The sequence below is a fragment of the Ruegeria sp. D1(2025) genome (assembly GCF_056536425.1).
On sequence record NZ_JBQFPO010000002.1, the window covers coordinates 172,311 to 194,233 of the forward strand.

The 21,923-nt window shown below is 55.3% G+C and carries 20 protein-coding genes and 1 pseudogene; 18 read left to right on the forward strand and 3 right to left on the reverse strand.

Annotated elements, in window-relative coordinates:
- Window positions 1-59 precede the first annotated feature (59 nt).
- The 5 genes from ACR1XU_RS06580 (at window position 60) to recF (ending at window position 5,786) form a co-directional block, all read left to right on the forward strand.
- Window positions 60-836, forward strand: coding sequence for an enoyl-CoA hydratase (locus tag ACR1XU_RS06580; RefSeq protein WP_170681949.1), 777 nt, complete (start codon window positions 60-62; stop codon window positions 834-836).
- 231 nt (window positions 837-1,067) lie between these two features.
- A complete protein-coding gene (gene rpsT, locus ACR1XU_RS06585) occupies window positions 1,068-1,331 on the forward strand; it encodes a 30S ribosomal protein S20 (protein WP_170575014.1) in 264 nt (87 codons plus the stop codon).
- 558 nt (window positions 1,332-1,889) lie between these two features.
- Window positions 1,890-3,281: a chromosomal replication initiator protein DnaA gene (gene dnaA, locus ACR1XU_RS06590; protein ID WP_170805857.1), complete on the forward strand. Its 1,392-nt coding sequence runs from the start codon at window positions 1,890-1,892 to the stop codon at window positions 3,279-3,281.
- Window positions 3,282-3,507: 226 nt separating this feature from the next.
- Window positions 3,508-4,629 carry a DNA polymerase III subunit beta gene (gene dnaN, locus ACR1XU_RS06595; RefSeq protein ID WP_480903994.1) on the forward strand — a complete coding sequence of 374 codons (1,122 nt, stop codon included), beginning with the start codon at window positions 3,508-3,510 and terminating at the stop codon, window positions 4,627-4,629.
- A gap of 59 nt (window positions 4,630-4,688) precedes the next feature.
- Entirely contained in the window at window positions 4,689-5,786 is a 1,098-nt protein-coding gene (recF, locus tag ACR1XU_RS06600) for a DNA replication/repair protein RecF (RefSeq protein ID WP_480903991.1), read from the forward strand.
- On the opposite strand, the gene ACR1XU_RS06605 is transcribed toward recF, so the two are convergent.
- Window positions 5,783-6,349, reverse strand: a complete 567-nt coding sequence (locus tag ACR1XU_RS06605) for a carboxymuconolactone decarboxylase family protein (protein ID WP_480903988.1) — start codon at window positions 6,347-6,349, stop codon at window positions 5,783-5,785. The genes recF and ACR1XU_RS06605 overlap by 4 nt on opposite strands.
- Before the next feature lie 100 nt (window positions 6,350-6,449).
- Here ACR1XU_RS06605 and ACR1XU_RS06610 point away from each other — a divergent pair, with 100 nt between their 5' ends.
- From ACR1XU_RS06610 to ACR1XU_RS06620, 3 genes are all read left to right on the forward strand, one after another.
- Complete coding sequence (locus tag ACR1XU_RS06610) at window positions 6,450-7,022, forward strand: TetR/AcrR family transcriptional regulator (RefSeq protein ID WP_480903985.1); 573 nt, start codon at window positions 6,450-6,452, stop codon at window positions 7,020-7,022.
- Window positions 7,023-7,124: 102 nt separating this feature from the next.
- The gene (gene gyrB / locus ACR1XU_RS06615; RefSeq protein ID WP_480903982.1) at window positions 7,125-9,542 is read left to right on the forward strand and encodes a DNA topoisomerase (ATP-hydrolyzing) subunit B; all 2,418 of its coding nucleotides are present in this window, start codon (window positions 7,125-7,127) and stop codon (window positions 9,540-9,542) included.
- A 323-nt stretch (window positions 9,543-9,865) separates the two neighbouring features.
- Window positions 9,866-10,975, forward strand: a complete 1,110-nt coding sequence (locus tag ACR1XU_RS06620; RefSeq protein ID WP_480903979.1) for an adenylate/guanylate cyclase domain-containing protein — start codon at window positions 9,866-9,868, stop codon at window positions 10,973-10,975.
- Window positions 10,976-11,152: 177 nt separating this feature from the next.
- On the opposite strand, the gene ACR1XU_RS06625 is transcribed toward ACR1XU_RS06620, so the two are convergent.
- Complete coding sequence (locus ACR1XU_RS06625; protein ID WP_480903976.1) at window positions 11,153-11,545, reverse strand: methylglyoxal synthase; 393 nt, start codon at window positions 11,543-11,545, stop codon at window positions 11,153-11,155.
- Window positions 11,542-12,465, reverse strand: coding sequence for a GntR family transcriptional regulator (locus ACR1XU_RS06630; protein ID WP_480903973.1), 924 nt, complete (start codon window positions 12,463-12,465; stop codon window positions 11,542-11,544). The genes ACR1XU_RS06625 and ACR1XU_RS06630 overlap by 4 nt, the downstream gene beginning before the upstream one ends.
- A 390-nt stretch (window positions 12,466-12,855) precedes the next feature.
- On the opposite strand from ACR1XU_RS06630, the gene ACR1XU_RS06635 reads away from it, so the two are divergent.
- The 10 genes and pseudogenes from ACR1XU_RS06635 to ACR1XU_RS06680 form a co-directional block, all read left to right on the forward strand.
- A complete protein-coding gene (locus tag ACR1XU_RS06635) occupies window positions 12,856-13,836 on the forward strand; it encodes a Bug family tripartite tricarboxylate transporter substrate binding protein (RefSeq protein WP_366553845.1) in 981 nt (326 codons plus the stop codon).
- 72 nt (window positions 13,837-13,908) lie between these two features.
- Complete coding sequence (locus ACR1XU_RS06640) at window positions 13,909-14,340, forward strand: tripartite tricarboxylate transporter TctB family protein (RefSeq protein WP_480903970.1); 432 nt, start codon at window positions 13,909-13,911, stop codon at window positions 14,338-14,340.
- Window positions 14,341-14,349: 9 nt separating this feature from the next.
- Window positions 14,350-15,894 carry a tripartite tricarboxylate transporter permease gene (locus tag ACR1XU_RS06645; protein ID WP_480903967.1) on the forward strand — a complete coding sequence of 515 codons (1,545 nt, stop codon included), beginning with the start codon at window positions 14,350-14,352 and terminating at the stop codon, window positions 15,892-15,894.
- A 50-nt stretch (window positions 15,895-15,944) separates the two neighbouring features.
- Window positions 15,945-17,030: an isocitrate/isopropylmalate dehydrogenase family protein gene (locus tag ACR1XU_RS06650; protein ID WP_480903964.1), complete on the forward strand. Its 1,086-nt coding sequence runs from the start codon at window positions 15,945-15,947 to the stop codon at window positions 17,028-17,030.
- Between the two features lie 105 nt (window positions 17,031-17,135).
- A complete protein-coding gene (locus tag ACR1XU_RS06655) occupies window positions 17,136-17,780 on the forward strand; it encodes an aspartate/glutamate racemase family protein (protein WP_480915594.1) in 645 nt (214 codons plus the stop codon).
- Window positions 17,781-17,790: 10 nt separating this feature from the next.
- Window positions 17,791-19,068, forward strand: a complete 1,278-nt coding sequence (otnK, locus tag ACR1XU_RS06660; RefSeq protein WP_480903958.1) for a 3-oxo-tetronate kinase — start codon at window positions 17,791-17,793, stop codon at window positions 19,066-19,068.
- A complete protein-coding gene (gene otnC, locus ACR1XU_RS06665; RefSeq protein ID WP_480903955.1) occupies window positions 19,065-19,706 on the forward strand; it encodes a 3-oxo-tetronate 4-phosphate decarboxylase in 642 nt (213 codons plus the stop codon). Before otnK ends, otnC begins: the two co-directional genes overlap by 4 nt.
- A gap of 6 nt (window positions 19,707-19,712) precedes the next feature.
- Window positions 19,713-20,186 (forward strand): ribonuclease E activity regulator RraA, encoded by a 474-nt coding sequence (gene rraA, locus ACR1XU_RS06670; protein WP_480903952.1) that lies wholly within the window; start codon window positions 19,713-19,715, stop codon window positions 20,184-20,186.
- Window positions 20,132-21,238, forward strand: coding sequence for an AbrB family transcriptional regulator (locus ACR1XU_RS06675; protein ID WP_480903949.1), 1,107 nt, complete (start codon window positions 20,132-20,134; stop codon window positions 21,236-21,238). The genes rraA and ACR1XU_RS06675 overlap by 55 nt, the downstream gene beginning before the upstream one ends.
- Before the next feature lie 399 nt (window positions 21,239-21,637).
- Window positions 21,638-21,886, forward strand: a pseudogene (locus tag ACR1XU_RS06680) (SLC13 family permease); the annotation flags it as partial.
- Between the last annotated feature and the right edge of the window lie 37 nt (window positions 21,887-21,923).

Genomic DNA, 21,923 nt, shown 5'->3' on the forward strand with positions numbered 1-21,923 from the left:
CAAGTTTTTCGCATGGTAAGGAATCGTACTTGAACGGAACAACCGGAAGCTTACATCCCATGGCTTTTGAGACGATCATCGTCGAAATCGAAGACCACGTTGCCCTTATCAAGCTCAACAGACCGGACGCGATGAACGCGCTGAACACCCAGTTGATGGGTGAGCTGTACACCGCGCTGGAAGAGGCAGATGAAAACGACAAGGTGCGCTGCATCGTCATCACCGGCTCGGAAAAGGCCTTTGCCGCGGGCGCGGATATCAAAGAGATGTCCGAGATGAGCTTTGTCGATGTCTACAGTCAGAACCTGTTTGGCGAGGCCAATGATCGCGTCTCGGCTATTCGTAAACCGATCATTGCTGCGGTGGCAGGATATGCGTTGGGTGGCGGCTGTGAACTGGCGATGCTGTGCGATTTCATCATCGCCGCTGATACTGCCAAGTTCGGCCAGCCCGAGATCAATTTGGGTGTCATTGCTGGTATCGGCGGCACGCAACGCCTGACCCGCTTTGTCGGCAAGTCCAAATCAATGGACATGAACCTGACCGGGCGCTTCATGGATGCGGAAGAGGCCGAGCGTTCGGGGCTGGTCAGCCGTGTTGTTCCGGCAAAGAAGCTGATCGAAGAGGCGATAGGGGCCGCGCAGAAGATCGCGGAGAAATCGCAACTGACGGCGATGGCGGCAAAAGAGGCCGTGAACCGCAGCTATGAGTTGCCACTGAGCGAGGGAATGCTGTTTGAACGGCGCGTGTTCCACTCGATGTTTGCGACAGAAGACCAAAAAGAGGGCATGGCCGCGTTTCTGGAAAAACGAGCGGCGCAGTTCCGCGACAAGTAAGCGGTGCCCTGACCAGATCGGAACAGGCGGGCCTTTGCCCGCCTTTTTCATACCTGCCTTGCGCATTAAAAGAATCGGCTTGGCAAACCTCGCCAACTTGGATAGTAAGCGCCGCTATACATGCGCGTGCGGCCCGCTCGGCCCGACTCACACTCGTGATTTTTGATCCGGTGCGGATGTTTCCGTGGCGCGCAACCCTAGATAACCGTACCGAACAAAGGTCAGAAACACATGGCTAACTCGCCTCAGGCAAAGAAACGCGCACGTCAGAACGAAAAGCGTTTCGCTGTAAACAAAGCACGCCGTTCGCGCATCCGCACCTATCTGCGCAAAGTTGAAGAAGCAATCGCATCCGGCGACAAGGACGCTGCAACCGCAGCCCTGCGCGCAGCCCAGCCCGAACTGATGCGCGGCGTCACCAAAGGTGTCTTCCACAAGAACACTGCTGCCCGCAAAATGTCGCGCCTGTCGTCGCGCGTAAAAGCACTGGGCTGACGCCGGTGCCTGACCTAGCGTCAGGTAAACAAGGCTGATCCATTTCAGAAGGCGTCGCAATGTGCGGCGCCTTTTTGCTGTTGCCGATATATCGCGCCTTCACAAAACCGAGAGATTCTTTCCGCCGGATTCCTGAGTCAATATCAGAGATTCATTGCCGCCGGCCGTTCGGTCTTGTTACCACTGTTCCAGCGATTCACTCGCTTGGGGGGACAGGCTGTCCTTGCGATCGGACTGACGGGCATCAGGAAGATCCATGGACGAATGTCGGCGACCGGTCTGGCCGGTTTGGCGATCTGCTTCGGGTCTCGGGAAACCGAGGTGCTCAGTCCTGTCTAAAATTGGAAGGTGATGCGTAACCTGGTTTTCGGGCGCGCTCCGGCTGTTGGAGCGTAGCAGTATCAGCGATGCGCAGAAAAAGAAAATCTTACCGCCGTTCTATTTGGTTCGGCGCAAGGGTGCCTTTTGCGTGAGTGAACGCCCAGAAGACCGGGTGATCCGGACAAATTCAAAAAAAGGCCTGAAGGCCTATAAAGAATGGGATGCGTGAGGCGCTGAATGACACAAGAGAAATGGGGACTGCTGCGTAACAAGTTGCTGAAGGTTGTTGGCCGGAACAACTACACCACCTGGATCGAACCTCTTGAATTTCAGGAGTTGGAGGACGGTGTAGCGGTGTTTTCGGTGCCGACGAATTTCATGGGCAACTACGTAAGTCAGAATTTTGCGGATCTCATTCTCTATGAACTGAACACCTCCGGTGAACCGGTGGAGCGTCTGGCTTTTCGCGTCGCGGCCAACTCGCCCGCGCGACCGGCAGTGGAACCCGCAACGGCAGCGCGGGAAATGGCGGAACCCAAAAGGGTCGATCAGTCCTATCAGGATGATGGCAATGGTGCCCTGGATTCGCTGCAGGCGGCACCGTTGGATGCCCGCTTTACGTTTGACAGCTTTGTGGTCGGTAAGCCCAACGAGCTGGCCCATGCCGCGGCGCGCCGGGTTGCAGAAGGCGGGCCGGTTACTTTCAATCCGCTGGTCCTTTATGGCGGTGTCGGGTTGGGTAAAACGCACCTGATGCACGCCATCGCCTGGGAGCTTAAAACCAAGCGCCCTGAGTTGAATGTGCTCTATCTGTCGGCCGAACAGTTCATGTACCGCTTTGTACAGGCTCTGCGCGAGCGCCGGATGATGGATTTCAAACATCTCTTCCGGTCGGTTGATGTTCTCATGGTCGACGATGTCCAGTTCATCGCGGGCAAGGATTCAACTCAGGAAGAGTTCTTTCACACTTTCAACGCATTGGTGGACCAGAATAAGCAGATCATCATCTCGGCCGACCGCGCCCCGGGCGAAATCAAGGATCTGGAGGACCGTGTGAAGTCGCGTCTGCAATGCGGCCTGGTCGTCGACCTGCACCCCACCGACTACGAATTGCGCCTTGGTATCCTGCAGAACAAGGTGCAGCAGTACAGCAGCACATATCCGGATCTGACCATCGCGGACGGTGTTCTGGAATTCCTCGCACACCGCATCTCAACCAATGTGCGCGTGCTTGAAGGGGCTTTGACGCGTCTCTTTGCGTTTGCCTCGCTGGTAGGGCGCGAGATCGATATGGAACTGACTCAGGATTGTCTGGCCGACGTCCTGCGCGCGTCCGAGCGCAAGATCACCGTTGAAGAGATTCAGCGGAAAGTTTCGGATTATTACAACATCCGCCTGTCCGACATCATCGGTCCGAAGCGCCTGCGTTCATACGCGCGTCCGCGTCAGGTTGCGATGTATCTGTGCAAGCAGCTGACCAGCCGCTCGTTGCCCGAGATCGGCCGCCGCTTTGGCGGGCGTGACCACACCACGGTCATGCATGGCGTCAAGCGGATCGAAGAGTTGAAGCTGACCGACGGTCAGATCGCGGAAGACGTTGAAATGCTGCGGCGGTCTTTGGAAGCCTGATTGCAACCCAAGTTTTTCATCAACGCCTCGGTTCACCAGGACCGGGGCGTAATCGTGTGCGCTATTTTCCACGCCTGGCCGGGAACTGTGCTTTGGAAACCACGCGGCCCTTGACGTGTTGGGCAATCCGACCCAGAAAACCATAAAAAATCCTTGTGCCTCAGGGTGGAACCGCTAACGTGCCAGTCCCGCCCATGTCGGCACGCAAGTCAGAGGAATTGAGGGTATGAAGATCAGCATCGAACGCGGCACCCTTCTCAAGGCCGTTTCGCAGGCCCAATCCGTTGTGGAACGCCGCAACACAATTCCGATCCTGGCCAATGTACTGATCGAGGCGGAAGGCAACCAGGTGCAGTTCCGCGCCACCGATCTGGATATCGAAGTGGTGGACAAGGCCCCTGCGCAGGTTGAAAAAGCCGGGGCGACCACGGTGGCGGCAACGACCCTGCACGAGATCGTGCGCAAGCTGCCCGACGGCGCGCTGGTCACGCTGACGGCTGACAGTGCCGCGGGTCGCCTGACGGTTGAGGCCGGGAGATCCAACTTCTCGCTGGCGACATTGCCGAAAGAAGATTTTCCGGTGATGGCTTCTTCGGAGTACCAGTCGAATTTCAAAGCCTCCGCAGCGTTGCTGCGCCGGTTGTTCGACAAGTCCAAATTCGCCATTTCGACTGAAGAAACCCGGTACTACCTGAACGGTGTTTACATGCATGTGGCGGATGGGTCCGAGGGCGGCAAGGTTCTGCGCTGCGTGGCCACCGATGGACACAGGCTGGCGCGCATTGATGCTGACCTTCCGGATGGGGCGGCGGGTATGCCGGGAGTCATCGTGCCGCGCAAGACCGTGGGCGAATTGCGCAAGCTGCTGGACGATGATGAGATGGATATCGCCGTCTCGGTCAGTGAAACCAAGGTGCGTTTTGCGACACCGGATATCACGCTGACCTCGAAGGTGATCGATGGCACGTTCCCCGACTACACCCGTGTCATTCCGCAGGGGAACACTCGCAAGTTGGAAGTCGACGCTGCCGAATTCGCGCAGGCTGTGGACCGTGTTGCAACCGTTTCATCAGAGCGGTCGCGGGCGGTAAAGCTTCAGCTGGATGCGGACAAGCTGGTCCTGTCGGTGAACGCGCCGGATAGCGGTGCTGCCGAGGAAGAACTGGCCGTAGCCTATGGCGACGAGCGGCTGGAGATCGGGTTCAACGCGAAGTACCTGCTGGAGATCGCTTCTCAGGTGGATCGCGAGAATGCGGTGTTCATGTTCAATTCGGCTGGAGACCCGACGCTGATGCGTGAAGGCAATGACCAGAGCGCGGTCTACGTTGTCATGCCGATGCGTGTCTGATCGCGCTGGCGCGCGATGCCTCCGGCGGGAGTATTTTTGAAAAGATGAAGGGAGGGGTCATGGCTTTGGCCCTGACCGAACTTACGGTCTCGCATTTTCGGTCCCACAAACTGGCGCGTTTGTCTTTGGATGGGCGGCCCGTGGCGATCCATGGACCGAACGGGGCCGGCAAGACCAATATCCTAGAAGCGGTTTCATTGTTTTCGCCGGGTCGTGGAATGCGACGGGCGAGCGCGGCAGAGATGACTCGGCGGCCCGAGGCGCTGGGCTGGAAGCTGGCCGGGCTGTTGCAGGCGCAGGGACAGCAATACGAGATTGAGACCTGGTCGGAAGGTGGTGCGGCGCGGCAGGTTCGGATTGACGACAAGGCCGCCAGTCAGATCGATCTGGGCAAGCTGGCGCGGGTGGTCTGGCTGATTCCGTCGATGGATCGGTTGTGGATCGAGGGCGCCGAAGGGCGGCGCCGGTTCTTGGACCGGATCGCGCTGAGTTTCGACCCAAGCCATGCCGAGGCATCGTTGATCTACGAAAAATCCATGCGGGAACGGAATCGCTTGCTGAAGGAGCAGGCGAGGGATGCCCATTGGTATGCCGCCCTGGAAGGTCAGATGGCGGAGATGGGGCACCGGATAAATGTAGCCCGGTTATCGGCGCTGGACCATCTGCGGGCAGCGCAGGATCAGGCAGAAACGGCATTTCCGTCTGCTGAACTGGAGCTGGTGCAGACCGAAGGGACGATGCCCGGGACGGCGGAAGACTTGCGTTACGCATTGAATGAAAGCCGCTTTCGCGATTTGGCGGCGGGGCGGACTTTGGTTGGGCCGCATCGGTCGGATCTGTATGGGGCGTATGCGGCCAAGGGCGTGCCTGCCAGGGATTGTTCAACCGGCGAGCAGAAGGCGCTTTTGGTTTCGCTGATCCTGTCCAACGCGCGGGCTTTGGCCGGGATGGTGGGTGCGCCGCCGATCGTGTTGCTGGATGAAGTTGCCGCCCATCTGGATGCCACCCGACGGGCCGCGCTTTTTGATGAGATCTGCGCGCTTGGTGCTCAGGCCTGGATGACGGGCACCGGGCCTGAGTTGTTTGCGGAATTGGGTGAGAGGGCCCAGACGCTGGTTGTCACGGAAGGCGACGAAGGCTCGGTCGTGACGCCTTAGGCGGGTTCGCTGACCTTGCGTTCCCAAAGGAAGCCGCGCATGACTTCATCCACAGGTGTTTTAGCCATGTGATTGACGTAGTTCGACATGGTCTTCTGAGCCAGACCCAGTACCACGTCCAGAACAGCACGGTGTGAGTAGCCCGAATCAAAGAAGGTTTGCAATTGCGCCTCGGAGACGTTGCCGCGGGTTTGCATCATTTGCAGGGTAAAGGTGCGCAGTGCTTCGAGTTTGGCATTGGGCAGCGGGGTTTCGTTGCGAAGCGCTTCGGTGATCTCATCCGAAACCTTCATCATCTTCGCGATGCCGGTATGAGCGGGCACACAGTAGTGGCATTCATTTTCAACATTGATGGTCTGCCAGACGACGGTTTTCTCGTCATTGTCGAAATCGGTCTGCATGAACAGGCCGTGCAGGACCTGATAACCTTCCAGATGCTGGGGGCTTTCAGCCATCACCTTGTGCAGGCCGGGCAAGCGGCCAAACGCGGCCTGGGATTTCTCGAGAAGCGGTTTGGATCCTTCTGGTGCGGATTCGAGGTCGTGGGAGGGGAAGTTGGCCATGTCGGAACTCCTGTTTTCTGGCGACTGAGTCCGAAATAGTCTTTCTTGAGTGATCACTCAAGTATATATTTGAGCGAGCGCTCAAGAATAGGTGAAGAAGATGCCCCGCAAACCCGCATATGACCGAGACGCTCTGATCGCGAAGGCCAGGGATATTTTTTGGCGTCAGGGCTGGGCCGGGACGTCGCTGAAGGATCTGGAACGCGAACTTGGCCTCAAACCGGGCAGTTTTTATGCGGCATTTGGGTCCAAGGATGCGCTTTATGCGCTGACGTTGGAACGGTACGCGCAGGATGGTGTGGCGCGCCTTATGGCGCTGGCCGAGGAATTAGGGCCGCTTGAAGCATTGAAGGCGCAGCCACGGATCGTGATCGATTCTGCCCAGATGCCTGCAAGGGCCTGCATGTTGGCCAAAACCTACGCCGAGTTGCAGTCGAAGGATCACGAACTGGCCGAAAAGGCGAGCCGTCATATGGCGGATATGAAAGTGTGTTTTGCAACGCTGTTTCGCCGCGCGCAGGAGGCCGGAGAAATCGGCGCGGATCGTGATCCGGACCGTCTTGCGGCGCGGTATCAATCCGACCTGTTGGGGCTGCGTTTGTCAGCCGAGCGCAGCGATGTGAATGCCCTGGAAATCGCGGCGGATATCGCGGCGGATATCGACCGGCTTTGATCTGCTGAAAAAACCAAGTTCCGCCACAAAATGTGGGGGGATCGCGTGACATTCCCCACCAGAAAACGTATAAGTTACCAAAATAATATAGGTACTAACGGCATGTCCGAAGACGCACAGGCATCACAAGAATACGGCGCGGATTCTATTAAAGTTCTCAAGGGCTTAGAGGCCGTCCGCAAGCGCCCTGGCATGTATATCGGTGATACCGATGATGGCTCGGGTCTGCACCACATGGTGTACGAAGTTGTCGATAATGGAATTGACGAAGCTCTGGCCGGTCATGCCGACCATGTGACCGTAAAAATTCACGCCGATTCCAGCGTTTCGGTCAGCGATAACGGGCGCGGGATTCCGGTCGATATCCACCCCGAAGAAGGCGTGTCTGCCGCCGAGGTCATCATGACCCAGTTGCACGCGGGCGGTAAGTTCGACAGCAACTCGTACAAGGTGTCGGGCGGTCTGCACGGCGTGGGCGTATCGGTGGTGAACGCGTTGTCCGACTGGCTGGAACTGCGGGTCTGGCGCAACGGAAAAGAACATATTGCCCGGTTTGAAGGTGGCGAGACAGCCGAGCATCTGAAGGTCGTGGCCGAGTGTGGTGGCCGCACCGGGACCGAGGTGCGGTTCCTGGCTTCGACCAATACGTTTTCGAATCTGGAGTATTCCTTCGAGACGCTGGAAAAGCGCCTGCGCGAGCTGGCCTTCCTGAACTCGGGCGTGCGGATCATCCTGATCGACGAACGTCCGGCGGAGCGGCTTGAGACCGAACTGTTCTATGAGGGCGGCGTAAAAGAATTCGTCAAATACCTGGACCGTTCGAAAACTGCTGCGATGCCCGAGCCGATTTATATCAAGGGCGAGCGCGATGATATCGGTGTCGAAATCGCCATGTGGTGGAATGACAGCTACCACGAGACGGTTCTGCCCTTCACCAACAACATCCCGCAGCGCGATGGCGGGACACATGTGGCCGGATTCCGGGGCGCGCTGACCCGGACGATCAACAACTACGCGCAGTCCAGCGGAATCGCCAAAAAGGAAAAGGTCAGCTTTACCGGCGACGACGCGCGCGAAGGCCTGACCTGTGTGTTGTCGGTGAAAGTGCCTGATCCGAAGTTCTCGTCCCAGACCAAGGACAAGCTGGTCAGCTCCGAAGTACGCCCGGCGGTCGAAAGTCTGATGAACGAAAAGCTGGCCGAGTGGTTCGAAGAAAACCCGAACGAGGCCAAGACCATCGTAGGCAAGATCATCGAGGCTGCTCTGGCGCGCGAGGCTGCCCGCAAGGCCCGCGAACTGACCCGTCGCAAGACGGCGATGGACGTGAACTATCTGGCGGGTAAACTAAAGGATTGCTCCGAGAAAGATCCGTCCAAGACCGAAGTCTTCCTCGTCGAGGGGGACTCGGCTGGCGGTTCTGCTCAGACGGGCCGGGATCGTCTGACTCAGGCCGTTCTGCCCTTGCGCGGGAAGATCCTGAACGTCGAGCGTGCCCGGTTCGACCGGATGCTGTCTTCTCAGGAAATCGGCAACCTCGTCATGGCGCTGGGCACTGGTATTGGCCGCGATGAGTTCAACATCGAAAAGCTGCGCTACCACAAGATCGTCATCATGACCGATGCCGACGTGGACGGCGCGCATATCCGAACCCTGCTGCTGACCTTCTTCTATCGGCAGATGCCGGAGCTGATCGAGGGCGGGTATCTCTATATCGCGCAGCCGCCGCTCTACAAGGTTTCGCGTGGTAAATCAGAAGTTTACCTGAAGGATCAGGCCGCGCTGGACGATTATCTGATCAATCAAGGGGTTGAGGGCGCGGTGCTGAAACTCGGTTCGGGGGAAGAAATCACCGGCCAGGATCTGACCCGCGTGGTCGATGAAGCACGGCAGTTGAAACGTGTACTGGATGCGTTCCCGACCCACTACCCGCGCCATATACTGGAACAAGCTGCCGTTGCCGGGGCCTTTGTGCCGGGCGCGGTTGATGCTGACCTGCAAGGGGTGGCCGACAAGGTCGCCGCCCGTCTGGACCTGATCGCGCTTGAATATGAACGAGGGTGGCAGGGCCGGATCACGCAGGACCACGGCATTCGGCTGGCTCGCATCCTGCGCGGTGTCGAAGAAGTGCGCACGCTGGATGGCCCCATGCTGCGCTCGGGTGAGGCGCGCAAGACGGGCAGCTTCACGCAAAGCCTGCAAGAGGTTTACAACACCCCTGCGACCCTGATCCGCCGGGACCGTATGCAATCGATTCACGGTCCACTGGACCTGCTGCGCGCAATTCTTGAAGAAGGCGAAAAGGGCCTGTCGCTGCAACGGTACAAAGGTTTGGGTGAAATGAACCCCGACCAGCTTTGGGAAACAACGCTGGACCCCGACGCACGCACACTGTTGCAGGTGCGGGTGGATGATATGGTCGAGGCGGATGATCTGTTTACCAAACTGATGGGCGACGTGGTCGAACCGCGGCGGGAGTTCATCCAGAAAAACGCGCTGAGTGTTGAGAACTTGGATTTCTAGTTAGGTGTAGGTTTGCGCATAACGCTTCACGCACCCCATAAGTTTGCACAGTTTCGCGATAATAGTGCAGAGGAAATCGGGCAAGTCGCCTTATGCGGGTGTGGAGGGATAGACTTCAGTTTCTCAAAGATTGAACATCTGTTCGCGATGCCAGGTCAGGTTTTCCTTGTGCCTAGCATTTAGTCCGGAGATTTACCTGTAATGTCCGGGCTAGAGCTAAGTTTCTTTGATCCTCTTGTCCAAGCGACTAGTTTGAGAACATGGCCTCCGTAGCGCAACTAACCGACTGGATGATTACCGAAGGGCGCCGCTCAGGCGACCCCGTGAAAGTGGTTTCTCATTTCTGCTCCTCCTTAATTGAGGAAGGTGTACCGCTCTGGCGGGTCAATATCGGTCAGCGCTTCGCCAATCCGCTACTCATTGCATGGGGGGTCGTTTGGACACCTGATGGGACCGACAGCTACGACGTAACTCATGAAACGATGTTGACAGAAGGCTACGTTGGTAGCTCATTTGAGTACATTTTAGAGCACAGAAAGCCTCTTCACAAAAGTCTGCGACAACTGAACCCAAAGACTGAGCATTCATCGTATCTTGAATTCGCTGGGTTAGGTGGCACAGATTACTATGCCACTTTGATGTATTATGGCGATGGATCCCTGCACGGCTGCACGTTTGTCACGCAGGAACGAGACGGCTTTTCACCACGACATCTGGATATGATAGAGGCCGCACTGCATGCTCTGTCTTGCGCTTTGGAACCTGTCACGATGCGCAAGTCCGCCAAGGGTCTGTTGCGAACATATCTTGGCGATGGGCCCTCCGACGCCGTGTGGAACGGGCGGATCAAGCGAGGCGAGCGAACGACCCTTGATGCAGTAGTCATGTTTTCTGATTTACGAGGTTTCACGGCACTTTCAGAAGTCGCACCAGAGGCAGATGTTTTTGACGCGTTGAGCAGCTACTTTGATCTGGTTGTTCAGTCTGTGGAAGATAACGGTGGCGATGTTCTCAAGTTTATGGGTGACGGGATTCTCTCGATCTTCACGATCGCCACTCAGGCTGATCACGCTGACCGATGCCGAAAGGCAGCACTGGCCGCACAAAGTGTGCTGGTCGGTTTGGCGGCCCTCAACCGTCGCCGCGTTGAGGTTAAAAGGCCGTCATTGGATGTTGGGATCGGGATCAATGTTGGGCAAGTCAGCTATGGTAACATAGGCAGTCCTGGAAGACTTGATTTCACGGTTCTCGGGGGCGCAGTGAACGTTGCCAGTCGAATAGAGGGTTTGACCAAATCTATTGGCCACAGAGTGCTGGCGACATCAGCGATTGCTGAGGCCTCCCCTGATCTGTTTTCCCCTTGTGGGTTTCACGAAGTTAGTGGCCTTGTTCGTCCTATCGAGTTGTTTTCTCTTGTCGAAGGAGAGCTTTGATACGGTGTTGCATTTCCTGGGCTGCATCGCAAAAAGCAGGAACCGGATATCGGGTGCCAAGTGTCAAAAGGCTGGTTTGTCCCGCACAGCGGTCGCTCGAGATACTCAAGCGAACGTCTGCGTCGAGCCCAAAGCAATCATTGTTCCTAGTTGAACTGCCGTTTCGCTTCGTTTGGACTAAACCTCGCTGATGACCTTCGACGCAGTCGCTTCATTGATAGCCAGAACAGTGTTGTACAGCGTAGCCAGTCGAAGAAGTGATTTTACGTCGACGTCGTGTGGTAACGCTGATAGTGGATCAATGAAAAAGATCAGTGTGTCGAGCTTCCCTTCGGCAATCATGGCGCCGATTTGAGCGTCGCCTCCCAGCGGACCACTTTTGAGACGCTTGATAGGCAAGCCGACTTCTTCCGCAATTCGCCCGCCGGTCGTGCCAGTCCCCAAAAGCTCCATTTTGCTCAGTGCGGTTTTGTGGGATTTGGCCCACTCGACCATTGCGTCTTTCATCTGATCATGCGCCACAAGCGCGACTCGTTTGCGGCTGTTCGGGCCGTCGCTCCCATTGCTCATGGTGTTGCTTTCCTCGGTGTTAAGGTGTCCGTAGCCCAACTCCATGCCAGCGGAGATTTACGCTTGAGTGCGCCACTCAAATGCTGCCGCATTCTGTAGGAGGCATCCACGGTGTTACCGGATTCCAGGAGTGTAAGGATCTCAAGATGCTCAGTACATTGTTCTATCAATCGTTGATGGTTCACTTCGGCTCGATACTCCATAAGGCGTCGCATTCTATTCACGCGTTGGAGTGCCATGAGAAAGAACGGGTTTCCGGACAACTTGATGAGCTCCTCATGGAACAAAGCCCCGCTTTCTAGCAGCGCTTCTCCATTCACGGCGTCCATATCCATATCAAGCATTCCCTGCTGAATACGCCGCTGTTCATCCAGGACTTTGTGATCGAGTTCAAACGAGGGCTCCAGCATGGCGGCTGGCTCTATCGCCATTCTAAACCGATAAATCTCATCAAATGCCTCGGGTGTTTTTGCAACCGGAAGAAACCGCCAGCCGTAGCCTTCTTTGCGCTCAGCCCAACCTTCTCGAGAAGCGCGGATCAACAGTTCTCCGACCTTAGCTTTAGTCCAGCCGTACTTCTGCTTTAAGAACTGCTCAGTAACTTCTTCTGGAATTTCATTTGTTAGCCAATCGTTTGCAAGCAGTTGGTATTCGTCTAGCTCGCGCGGGTCGACAGTATCCAGGTTTTCTTTGATAGCCGGAGGCAACTTGTCGGCCACAAAGTACCCGCGGTTTTCCAGGCGGATGAGAACATCTTTTTCCTCTAAAGATATCAGCGCCTCGCGCACTGGGGTTCTGGATACGCCATACCTGTCGGCGACTTGCTGAGCGCTTATATGCTGGCCAACTTCAAGTGTACCCGCAACGATGTCATGCAAAAGACGGTTTGATATCTTCTTTGATAATTCGCTGGCTCGCATGGGTACGCCTGACTCCTCTTGCCACTCTCACCTACGTAGATTGCATCTGACAGCTAACATACAGCCAAATTTTAGGTTTTCTATACGTAAAAAGCCAAAAGTGGGCGGGTTTTACACTGCTTTGACGATGTTGTTTGCGTAAGTTGAATTGGTTTTATGACCGTTTGAGCGAAGTTCTTTCCTTTCAGGTGATTGTCGATTCTTCGAAAATACACAATAAAACATATACTTGAAAAGTATCGGGGAACAGCATGTTCAATCAATTTGGTTTTTTCGATTATAAAAAGCAAAATAAGATTGGCTTTTTGCATGCTAATATGCAATCAAAATAGCCAGTGCGGGATTCGCGCTGAAAAACACTTGGAAAACTGGGGAGGATTACCCGTGTTCATGAAATTTACTCGCATCGGCGTCATTGCTGCTGCGGCAGCCGTCGCCGGCGTGACTGGCGCGTCCGCCGAATTCAAAGCTGAAAGCCCGCAGTGCATTGCGCCCTCAAATCCCGGTGGTGGATGGGACTTTATCTGTCGCACAACGGCGAAGTATCTCTTCGATCTCGGGATCATCGAGGATTCGATGCAGGTTACCAATATGAGCGGTGGGGGCGGCGGAGTTGCGTTCGCGCATGTCACGAAAGAGCGCAACGAAGACAACAACCTTATCGTCGCGGCCTCTATGAGTACCAGCGCTCGAATTGCGCAGGGCATTTACGAAGGCGCCCAACAGGATGACGTTCACTTTCTTGCCACGTTCGGAGCTGAATATGGAGCCATCGCTGTTCCCGCGGACTCCAAGTACACCTCTCTGTCTCAGATGATGGAGGATATTGTCGCAGATCCAAAATCAGTTGGGATCGCGGGTGGTTCGTCTGTGGGCAGTTTTGACCATATCAAGCCTATGTTGGTCGCCCGCGAAGCTGGCCTCGAAGATGTAACCCAGATGAAATATGTATCGTTCGATGGTGGCGGTGAAGCCATGACCGGCCTGCTTTCTGGTTCGGTCGAGGCGTTGTCTGGAGATTTCTCCGAGATGCTGGGCTTCCTGGAGTCGGGTGATATCCGGGTAATCTCGATCCTAGCCCCTGAGCGTCTGAAGAATTATCCGGATATTCCTACTGCAAAGGAGGAAGGCTTCGACGTTGTTGGCGCGAACTGGCGCGGCCTTTACATGCCGGCTGGTGCAACTGACGAAGCTAAAGAGTTCTGGAAGAACGCGATCATTACGCTGACCGAGGATCCTGGCTTCCAGGCAGAGCTCGAAGCAGCTGCCATTGAGCCGTTCAACAACTTTGGCGACGACATGTACACCTTTGTTGAGGGCAGTATTGCGGACGTGACCAAGCTCTCGAAAGAGATCGGTATCATCCAATAAATGTCATGTGTGCCCAACCGGTCGCATCTGGTTGGGCACCTAAAATAAATTCCGGAAATCTGGGAGGAAACTATGAGTGACCGCATCTTCGGCGGTTTCGGGCTGGCCCTTGCGATATTCTATATTTGGGCCGCATCGATCATCAAAGACAGTTTCATGGTCGATGTCGTGGGTCCGCGCGCCTTTCCTTACATCGTGGGCACCGTGTTAGGCCTTACGTCGCTCTACTTCATAATCCGCCCGGATGAAGAGCCTAAGTGGCCAGGGTTGCGCGACTTTGCCGAGATATTGTTCGCCACTGCTGTGATGTTTCTGTACGCATGGTCTCTTTCCGAGATTGGGTTTGTTATCGCGACAACCTTTGCAACTGCCTACCTAACCTGGCGACTGGGAACCGCTCCGCTTTGGTCGCTCGTCGTAGGCCTGCTGACAGCCATCGGTATCTACGTCGTTTTTCACCTAATCCTAGGCCTTGCTTTGGCCGAAGGACCATTGGGGTTCTGAGGGGTCGCCATGGAAACGCTTGCACTTCTTGTTGATGGATTCTCGGTTGCGTTGTCACCGCAAAACCTGTTCCTTGCTGTCGTTGGATGCTTCCTCGGCACTTTGATGGGAGCATTGCCTGGCTTGGGCCCGGCAAATGGGGTCGCGATCCTCATTCCGATTGCCTTCTCGCTCGGGCTTGGGCCCATCCCATCTCTCATCCTTCTTACGAGTGTCTACTACGGCGCCATGTACGGAGGTCGAATTAGTTCGATCCTGCTAAACATCCCGGGCGATGAACCCGCGATGATGACGTGCCTCGATGGATATCCGATGGCAAAGAACGGTCAGGCCGGCGAAGCCTTGTCTTTAGGTGGCATCGCATCTTTCATTGGGGCGTTTGTCGCAACAATTGGCCTGGTGATTTTGGCACCACAGTTGGTCAAAATTGCGCTGCTTTTCGGACCAGCTGAGTACTTTGTCCTCTTTACAGTCGCATTTGCGACACTGGGTGGTGTTTCCTCTACGAACCAAGCCAAATCTGCATTCGCAGCTGCACTAGGGCTGGGTATCGCGATGATTGGCAGTGATAGCCAAACAGGGTCGCAGCGCTTCACCTTTGGTGAAATCCACCTCTTCGATGGCATCGACTTCTTGATCGCTATCGTTGGTTTGTTCGCCTTGAGTGAAGTGTTGATTTTTCTCGAACATCACCGTGGCGGTGCCGTTGGATCAGCTGGCGCGACAAAGGTTGGACGCATCTTGCCTGACTTCGGCATGATCAAGCGTTGTATGCCGTCAATCGCTCGAGGCACTGGTCTTGGTTTCTTTTCAGGCGTCTTGCCAGGTGCCGGAGCATCGCTGGGGTCATTCCTTGCGTACTCACTGGAGAAACAAAGCGTCGACCGCGATGGGAAATCCTTTGGAAAGGGCGATCCACGCGGTGTTGCAGCCCCGGAGGCAGGCAATAATGCGGCCGCTGGAGGCGCGTTGGTGCCGATGCTTTCGTTGGGCGTACCGGGCTCGGGCACGACTGCCGTTCTGTTGGCTGTTTTGTTGCAACTTAACATTACCCCGGGACCACTGCTCTTCACAAAGAATCCGGACGTGGTTTGGGGGCTGATCGCGGCCTTGTTCATCGGCAACATCATTCTGCTTTTGATGAACGTTCCGTTGGTCGGGTTGTTCACGCGCGTGTTGCTGGTGCCGACGCGCATTCTGATGCCTGTCGTCGCCATGATCTCGTTCGTTGGGATTTACTCGATAACGGGCTCCACCTTCGATGTAATGCTCATGGTTGGTTTCGGCTTTGCAGGCTGGCTTCTACGCAAGCTCGACGTGCCGCTGGTGCCAGTCATCTTGGGCATCCTTCTTGGCAACCAGATGGAAGTGAACCTTCGCCGCGCAATGACGATTTCGGACGGGGATTGGTTGGCGCTAGTGGGAAGTCCCCTCGCAATAATCCTCTGGCTTATCGCAATCGCCGGTTTCGTGTTGCCCATGTTTGTTGGCCGTCGGGTTAAGGACCGCATGGATGCGCAGCGCCATGACGAAGAGGCATCGGTGGGGGATTAAACCCACCGGATTTCAAGAATGACTGGCTTCGGCCAACAAGGAGACAAAAGATGCGTATCATGACATTGCCCTGCGACGGCATCGGACCTGAAATCATGGCGGCGACTTTGGAAGTCGTTGAGGCCGCCAACAAGAAGTACGATCTAGGATTGACGTTTGAAGAAGAGGAGTCCGGTTTTACCAGCCTTAGGAACCACGGCATCACTCTGCGTGACGACGTGCTGGAACGTGCACGAACTGAGTTCGATGGAGTCATTTTAGGGACGCAGTCCCATATGGACTACCCGCCAGTCGTTGAAGGCGGTCGCAACGTTTCGGCCGGATTCCGTATCGGGCTCGATCTTTATGCGAATGTGCGGCCGGCCCGCAGCCGTGACTTTCTACCGAACAAAGCGCCCGGGATGGATCTTGTGATCATGCGTGAGGCGACGGAGGGATTCTATCCTGACCGCAACATGTACAAAGGCGTCGGAGAAATGATGCCCGATCCGGACATGGCTTTGTCGGTTCGCAAAATTACGCGACACGGATCAATGCGGATTTGCAGAGAGGCTTTCAAACTGGCCATGCAACGGAAGAAGAAAGTCGCCGCGATACACAAGGCCAACTCTTTTCTCATGACCGACGGCCTGTTCCTGGAATGTTTCCGCGAGGTGGCGAAGGATTACCCTGAAGTCCAAACCGAAGAATTGATTGTTGACGCATTTGCAGCGCTGCTGGTTCGAAAACCGCACGAATATGATGTTGTCGTCGCGACTAACTTCTACGGCGATATTCTCTCGGACCTTGCCTCTGAACTGTCAGGGTCTTTGGGGCTCGCTGGGTCGATCAATGCAAACGCTGAAACGGGCTTATGCTGCGCACAAGCACAGCATGGTTCTGCCCCGGACATCCAAGGGCAAAACGTTGCGAACCCGACATCACTTATTCTTTCCGCCGCTATGATGCTCATCTGGCTCGGCGAGCAGAAGGGTAGTCCGAAGCTTATGGAGGCTGGGCAAGCCATTGCGGATGCAGTTGATGCCGTCATCGATGATCCTGCAAAGCGCACCCGTGACCTTGGTGGCACCGTAAACACCGACACCTTCGGGACGCTTGTGGCCGAAATGGTCTCCAAGGAAACGATCCCGGCGTGATTGGATCTCCCGGTGGGCAAGCGTGCCCACATCAACTGGTGGCGTCGCTTCTTGCGGCGTCACCCGTCTTGAGCTGGAGCAATTATGAGACGACCAAGATTAGCGTTGATCCATGCAACCCGCGTTGCGATTGATCCAATCGAAGTTGCGGCACGCGAGCACTGGCCGGAAGCAGAAACCATTTCGATCCTAGAAGAGGGGTTGTCTTTAGACAGGTCTAAGCAAGTCGAATTGTCCGCCGATCTTTTCCGGCGCATCGTAGACCTTTGCCGGTATGCGGAAGGCGCTGACGCAGATGGTGTATTGTTCACGTGCTCAGCATTCGGAGCCGCAATCGAAAGAGCAAATTTCGAGGCGCTCATCCCAGTCATGAAGCCGAATGAAGCGATGTTCGATGCGGCTTTCTCATACGGTGATCGCATCGCAATGATTTATACGTTTCCTCCAGCTGCGGCAGGTATGGAAGAGGAATTTCTAGATGCTGCTAGGGCGCGCGGCAGCAATGCGGAGATTACGTCATACTATTGCTCCGGCGCGTTGGCTGCAAAGCAAGCGGGTGAAGATGAAAAACACAATCGCCTGATTGCGGAAACCGCATCAAGTATCGACGACGCTGACGTTATTCTTCTAGCCCAGTTTTCGATGTCTGACGCCGTTGAGGATGTCCGTAAGGCAGTACAGATTCCAGTGTTGACCAGTCCACAGGCGGCGATTCACGAAATCCGACGGCGCGTCGAAGGCAATCAGTGAGGGCGGTTCAATGTTAATCGGTGTCATAGCGGACGATTTTACCGGTGCGAGCGATATTGCGAACACCTTGGCGAAAGGCGTTGAGCCGGAGGGTGGATTGCGAACGGCTCAGTTCCCAAGTATTCCAACGACCCCAGCCGACGATGAGATCGAAGCGGGTGTGATCTCACTCAAGAGCCGCACCGCACCGACTGAGGAAGCGGTAGCGGACAGCTTGCGTGCTCTGCGGTGGCTTAAGGATCAAGGATGCCAGCAGTTCATCTTCAAGTATTGCTCCACCTTCGATTCCACTAAAGAAGGAAACATCGGCCCCGTTGCGGAAGCACTGGCCAATGAACTGAGTGCGCAAAAGGTGGTTTTCTGTCCGGCCTTTCCCACCACGGGGCGTACCGTCTATCAAGGTCATCTTTTTGTGCTCGGCAAGCTGTTGCACGAGTCCGGGATGGAAACTCACCCTCTTACTCCGATGACGGACGCCAACATCAAGCGCTGGTTGCAGCATCAAACCGAAGAAGCGGTTGGGTCGGTGCCAGTTGACACCGTGAAGCAAGGGCCAGAGGCGATTGCTGATGCGGTGCAGAACGCAAACGAACGCTTTGTAATCGGTGATGCGATCTCGGACGAGGATTTGCTGGCCTGGGGCGAAGCTCTAAAGGATGCCAAGCTCATCACCGGGGGATCGGGTATAGCACTGGGGCTACCACGAAACTTCCTGAGAAAGGCTTCATCCAAAAGTACTGGCAAAGTGTTCACCGGTATCGCTGGGCCTGCCGCGATCCTTGCCGGGTCGTGCTCGGGTGCGACCCGAGAGCAGATTGATGTTCATGCGAAATCCCATCCGACGTTCGCCATTAACGTTCCGGGTGTCATGTCCGGGCATGTGACCACGCAGACGCTTCTGGATTTCTTTGAAACGCATCCGGGTCAGGCACCGCTCGCATATTCATCGGGAAGCCCGGATGATGTGCGGGCGATCCAAAACAAATATGGTCAGGAAGCTGTGGCGGAAAAGCTGGACAATCTCTTTGCTGAAACTGCCCGGGAACTTGTCCAAACGGGCTATAAGCGCCTTGTCGTTGCCGGAGGGGAGACGTCGGGAGCTGTTGCCAAGGTCGTATCTGAGGCACTGGGGTCTCCTGCCATGTCAATTGGTCCAGAGATCGACCCGGGCGTACCTGTCCTGAGAGTCGGAAAAGCTGAACCCATTGCGCTGGCCCTAAAGTCTGGAAACTTTGGCTCTCCAGGCTTCTTCGCTAAAGCGCTCAGAATGATGGAGGCAGGCAAATGAGTTCGGATGAATCGGCTTTGCGGCAGCAGATGTCAGAGCTATGCGCCTCGCTGTTTGTGCGTGGATTTTCCGTCGGCACTGCGGGCAATGTCTCCGCGCGTTTACATGACGGGATCCTCATGACGCCAACGAACTCGACCTTGGGTGATATCGACCCCGAACGCATCGCCAAGATTAGTTTGGATGGGCACCACGTCTCCGGCGACAAGCCGACCAAGGAGGTTTTTCTGCATCAAGCCTTCTATGAGACAAGACCAGACGCTGGCGCCGTGGTGCATCTGCATTCGACCTGGGCCACTGCTCTGTCGTGTCTGGAAGACACCGATCCCAATGACTGTATTCCACCGCTTACACCATACGTGGTCATGCGCGTCGGCACGGTCAAACTTGTTCCATACGTCAAGCCGGGTGACCCGAAATCCGGTGATTTGGTCCGCGAACTGGGCGGCAAGTACAATGCGGTTCTGTTGGCCAATCATGGCCCGGTCGTGTCGGGAAAGGACCTCTTCTCTGCTGTCTGTGCAGCAGAAGAGCTGGAAGAAACAGCCAAGCTGCTAGTGGCTTTGCGCGGCCTGCCAACCCGGTTGCTGGATGTAGCTCAAGTTGCAGAACTCAAAGATACTTTCGGAAGGATGTAATCCATCATGAAAACCGCTGACCTTATCGATCACCATGCGCCAGAGCTTACACTTGTCCACCTGCCGTTTCGGCAGTTCGGGATAAAACCGTTCTTTGCGGCGCAAATACAGACAGTGAAGTGCTTCGAAGATAACACGGAACTTAGGGCGCAACTGGAAACACCCGGTGAGGGGCGCGTTTTGGTTGTCGACGGCGGAGCATCAACGCGAATTGCAATTCTTGGCGATATGTTGGCTGATCTTGCGATCAAAAATGGATGGGCTGGTCTTATCCTGAACGCCGCAATTCGAGACAGTGCCGAAATCAATCAAATGGACACTCTGGTATTCGCCTTAGCGACCAGCCCCGTCAAAAGCGCGAAACGAGGGTGGGGCGTAGTCGGGGAGCCGGTGACCTTCGGTGGGGTTCAATTCCATCCTGGTGATTGGGTTTACGGCGATGCGGACGGTGTGTTGCACAGCAAGAAGCGATTGGTCTGATTTCAAGTTTAGCCAAGTTCTCACAGCATGGCGCTGTCATAGTCACGGCAGCTGTTGCAGGCTGGCTTGTATCGCTCACAGGCATTCCACTGGGGTGGATGATCGGGTCAATGTTGGTGACCATCGCCGGGTCGTTGAAGCAGTTTCCTGTCAAACTACCGGGCCCTATGTTGGACCTGGTAAGAGCAACTGTAGGTGTGATGTTGGGCGCATCCTTTACGCCCGAGTTGCTTTCCTCTTTTGGTGCCTGGTGGGTGTCACTGACCTTCTTACTGTTAGCCCTTGGAATAATGTACGTCCTTGGTTTCTACCTTTTACGACGTATTTCGCGCTTTGATGCATTGACAGCTACTTTGTGCGCAAGGCCGGGTGGCATTGCCGAAATGGTGTTGCTGTCCGAGCAAAAGGGTGCGGATCAGGCTCGTGTCGCTATCGTTCATGCGTTGCGCATTGCATTAGTAATTTTGCTGATTCCGCTACTAATCACCCTGATCGCAGACTTCGAAGTCATTCCAACCGAAGCGCAAACACAGCTGGCTTCGATCACGATCACCGATTGGGTTTGGATCATCGGATGCATCGTTGCGGGAATGCTAACACGGGGTAGGGTGAAGCTGCCGGCACCTATTGTGGTGGTGCCGATGATATTCAGCGCGTCCGTTCACTTGCTAGGATGGACAGAATTCCAGATCCCGGTCTCTGTGACTGCGTTGGTACAGGTCTTCATAGGCATTAGTGTTGGTGCACGCTTTCCCGGAGTGCTCATCAAAGCTCTGATCGCAGCTTTAGGTGCAGCGGCCATGGTTGTCGCTCTCCAGATTTTTGTGGCCTTCTCAGGTGCATTGGCTGTTGCGAACGTGTTGGAGACAGACCCGTTCGCACTCGTCTTGGCCTATTCACCTGGAGGCTTGGCGGAGATGTCAATCATAGCGGTGAGCGTTGGTCGCGATGTTGCGTTCGTCGGCGTGCATCATATTTTTAGGGTCTTGGCGGCGCTTGTTTTGGCACCTGTCCTCGTAGCGGCTCTGTCAAAGCGGGATATCAAGCACTGATGCATCAGATGGAGTTCACTTGCTCAGCAATCGATGCCGCCTTTACTGCAAAGCTTGTATGTCGCCAAAGTACTAGTTGGCCGCCTGCGAGAAGGCCGACCGAGCCGCGCTTCATTGAAAGGGATCTACGAAAACTTCGCAATTGAGTTGTGTTGTTCGGTTTTGGGTTGAATTATTCCAGCCAAAATGCACTTTTGATTGAATTTTGGTGCGTTCAAGTTGATCGAGCTACGCTAAGACAATCGACAATTGAGCGCGTATGGTGAACCGTGCAAACTTACGGGCAAATCGTGCAAACTTATGCGCAATTGCTGTGCAAAATTATGGGCGACAACACCCAGATTTTCTAAATAAAATCAATGATAGGAATGCAGCGTTTTGCGCGTCCCTACATTAGGTGTAGGCGCAACTGTCCTGCTGGTGCTGCTGGCGGTTTCTATTGCCGTATCGGCGGGTGGTAACCCGGCTGTGTTTGCTCTCACCGTAGCAATTTCAACGTCCAACTCATTTTTGATCCCAACACACCAGGTGAACGCGTTGATCATGGGCCCAGCGGGCTACCGGGTGGTGGATTTCGTTCGCTCCGGTGGAATTATGACTCTCCTTTTCTTGGTTGTCTCAATGACCGGGCTTGCGATTTTCTTCTGAGCCGCCTCTCGGCGATCCGTACAGATGAACTCATAAT

Bases quoted from the DNA above. Each gene is read 5' to 3' on its own strand.
- ACR1XU_RS06580 (WP_170681949.1), top strand. From the start codon at position 60: ATGGCTTTTGAGACGATCATCGTCGAAATCGAAGACCACGTTGCCCTT.
- rpsT (WP_170575014.1), top strand. From the start codon at position 1,068: ATGGCTAACTCGCCTCAGGCAAAGAAACGCGCACGTCAGAACGAAAAG.
- dnaA (WP_170805857.1), top strand. From the start codon at position 1,890: ATGACACAAGAGAAATGGGGACTGCTGCGTAACAAGTTGCTGAAGGTT.
- dnaN (WP_480903994.1), top strand. From the start codon at position 3,508: ATGAAGATCAGCATCGAACGCGGCACCCTTCTCAAGGCCGTTTCGCAG.
- recF (WP_480903991.1), top strand. From the start codon at position 4,689: ATGGCTTTGGCCCTGACCGAACTTACGGTCTCGCATTTTCGGTCCCAC.
- ACR1XU_RS06605 (WP_480903988.1), bottom strand. From the start codon at position 6,349: ATGGCCAACTTCCCCTCCCACGACCTCGAATCCGCACCAGAAGGATCC.
- ACR1XU_RS06610 (WP_480903985.1), top strand. From the start codon at position 6,450: ATGCCCCGCAAACCCGCATATGACCGAGACGCTCTGATCGCGAAGGCC.
- gyrB (WP_480903982.1), top strand. From the start codon at position 7,125: ATGTCCGAAGACGCACAGGCATCACAAGAATACGGCGCGGATTCTATT.
- ACR1XU_RS06625 (WP_480903976.1), bottom strand. From the start codon at position 11,545: ATGAGCAATGGGAGCGACGGCCCGAACAGCCGCAAACGAGTCGCGCTT.
- ACR1XU_RS06630 (WP_480903973.1), bottom strand. From the start codon at position 12,465: ATGCGAGCCAGCGAATTATCAAAGAAGATATCAAACCGTCTTTTGCAT.
- ACR1XU_RS06635 (WP_366553845.1), top strand. From the start codon at position 12,856: ATGAAATTTACTCGCATCGGCGTCATTGCTGCTGCGGCAGCCGTCGCC.
- ACR1XU_RS06640 (WP_480903970.1), top strand. From the start codon at position 13,909: ATGAGTGACCGCATCTTCGGCGGTTTCGGGCTGGCCCTTGCGATATTC.
- ACR1XU_RS06645 (WP_480903967.1), top strand. From the start codon at position 14,350: ATGGAAACGCTTGCACTTCTTGTTGATGGATTCTCGGTTGCGTTGTCA.
- ACR1XU_RS06650 (WP_480903964.1), top strand. From the start codon at position 15,945: ATGCGTATCATGACATTGCCCTGCGACGGCATCGGACCTGAAATCATG.
- otnK (WP_480903958.1), top strand. From the start codon at position 17,791: ATGTTAATCGGTGTCATAGCGGACGATTTTACCGGTGCGAGCGATATT.
- otnC (WP_480903955.1), top strand. From the start codon at position 19,065: ATGAGTTCGGATGAATCGGCTTTGCGGCAGCAGATGTCAGAGCTATGC.
- rraA (WP_480903952.1), top strand. From the start codon at position 19,713: ATGAAAACCGCTGACCTTATCGATCACCATGCGCCAGAGCTTACACTT.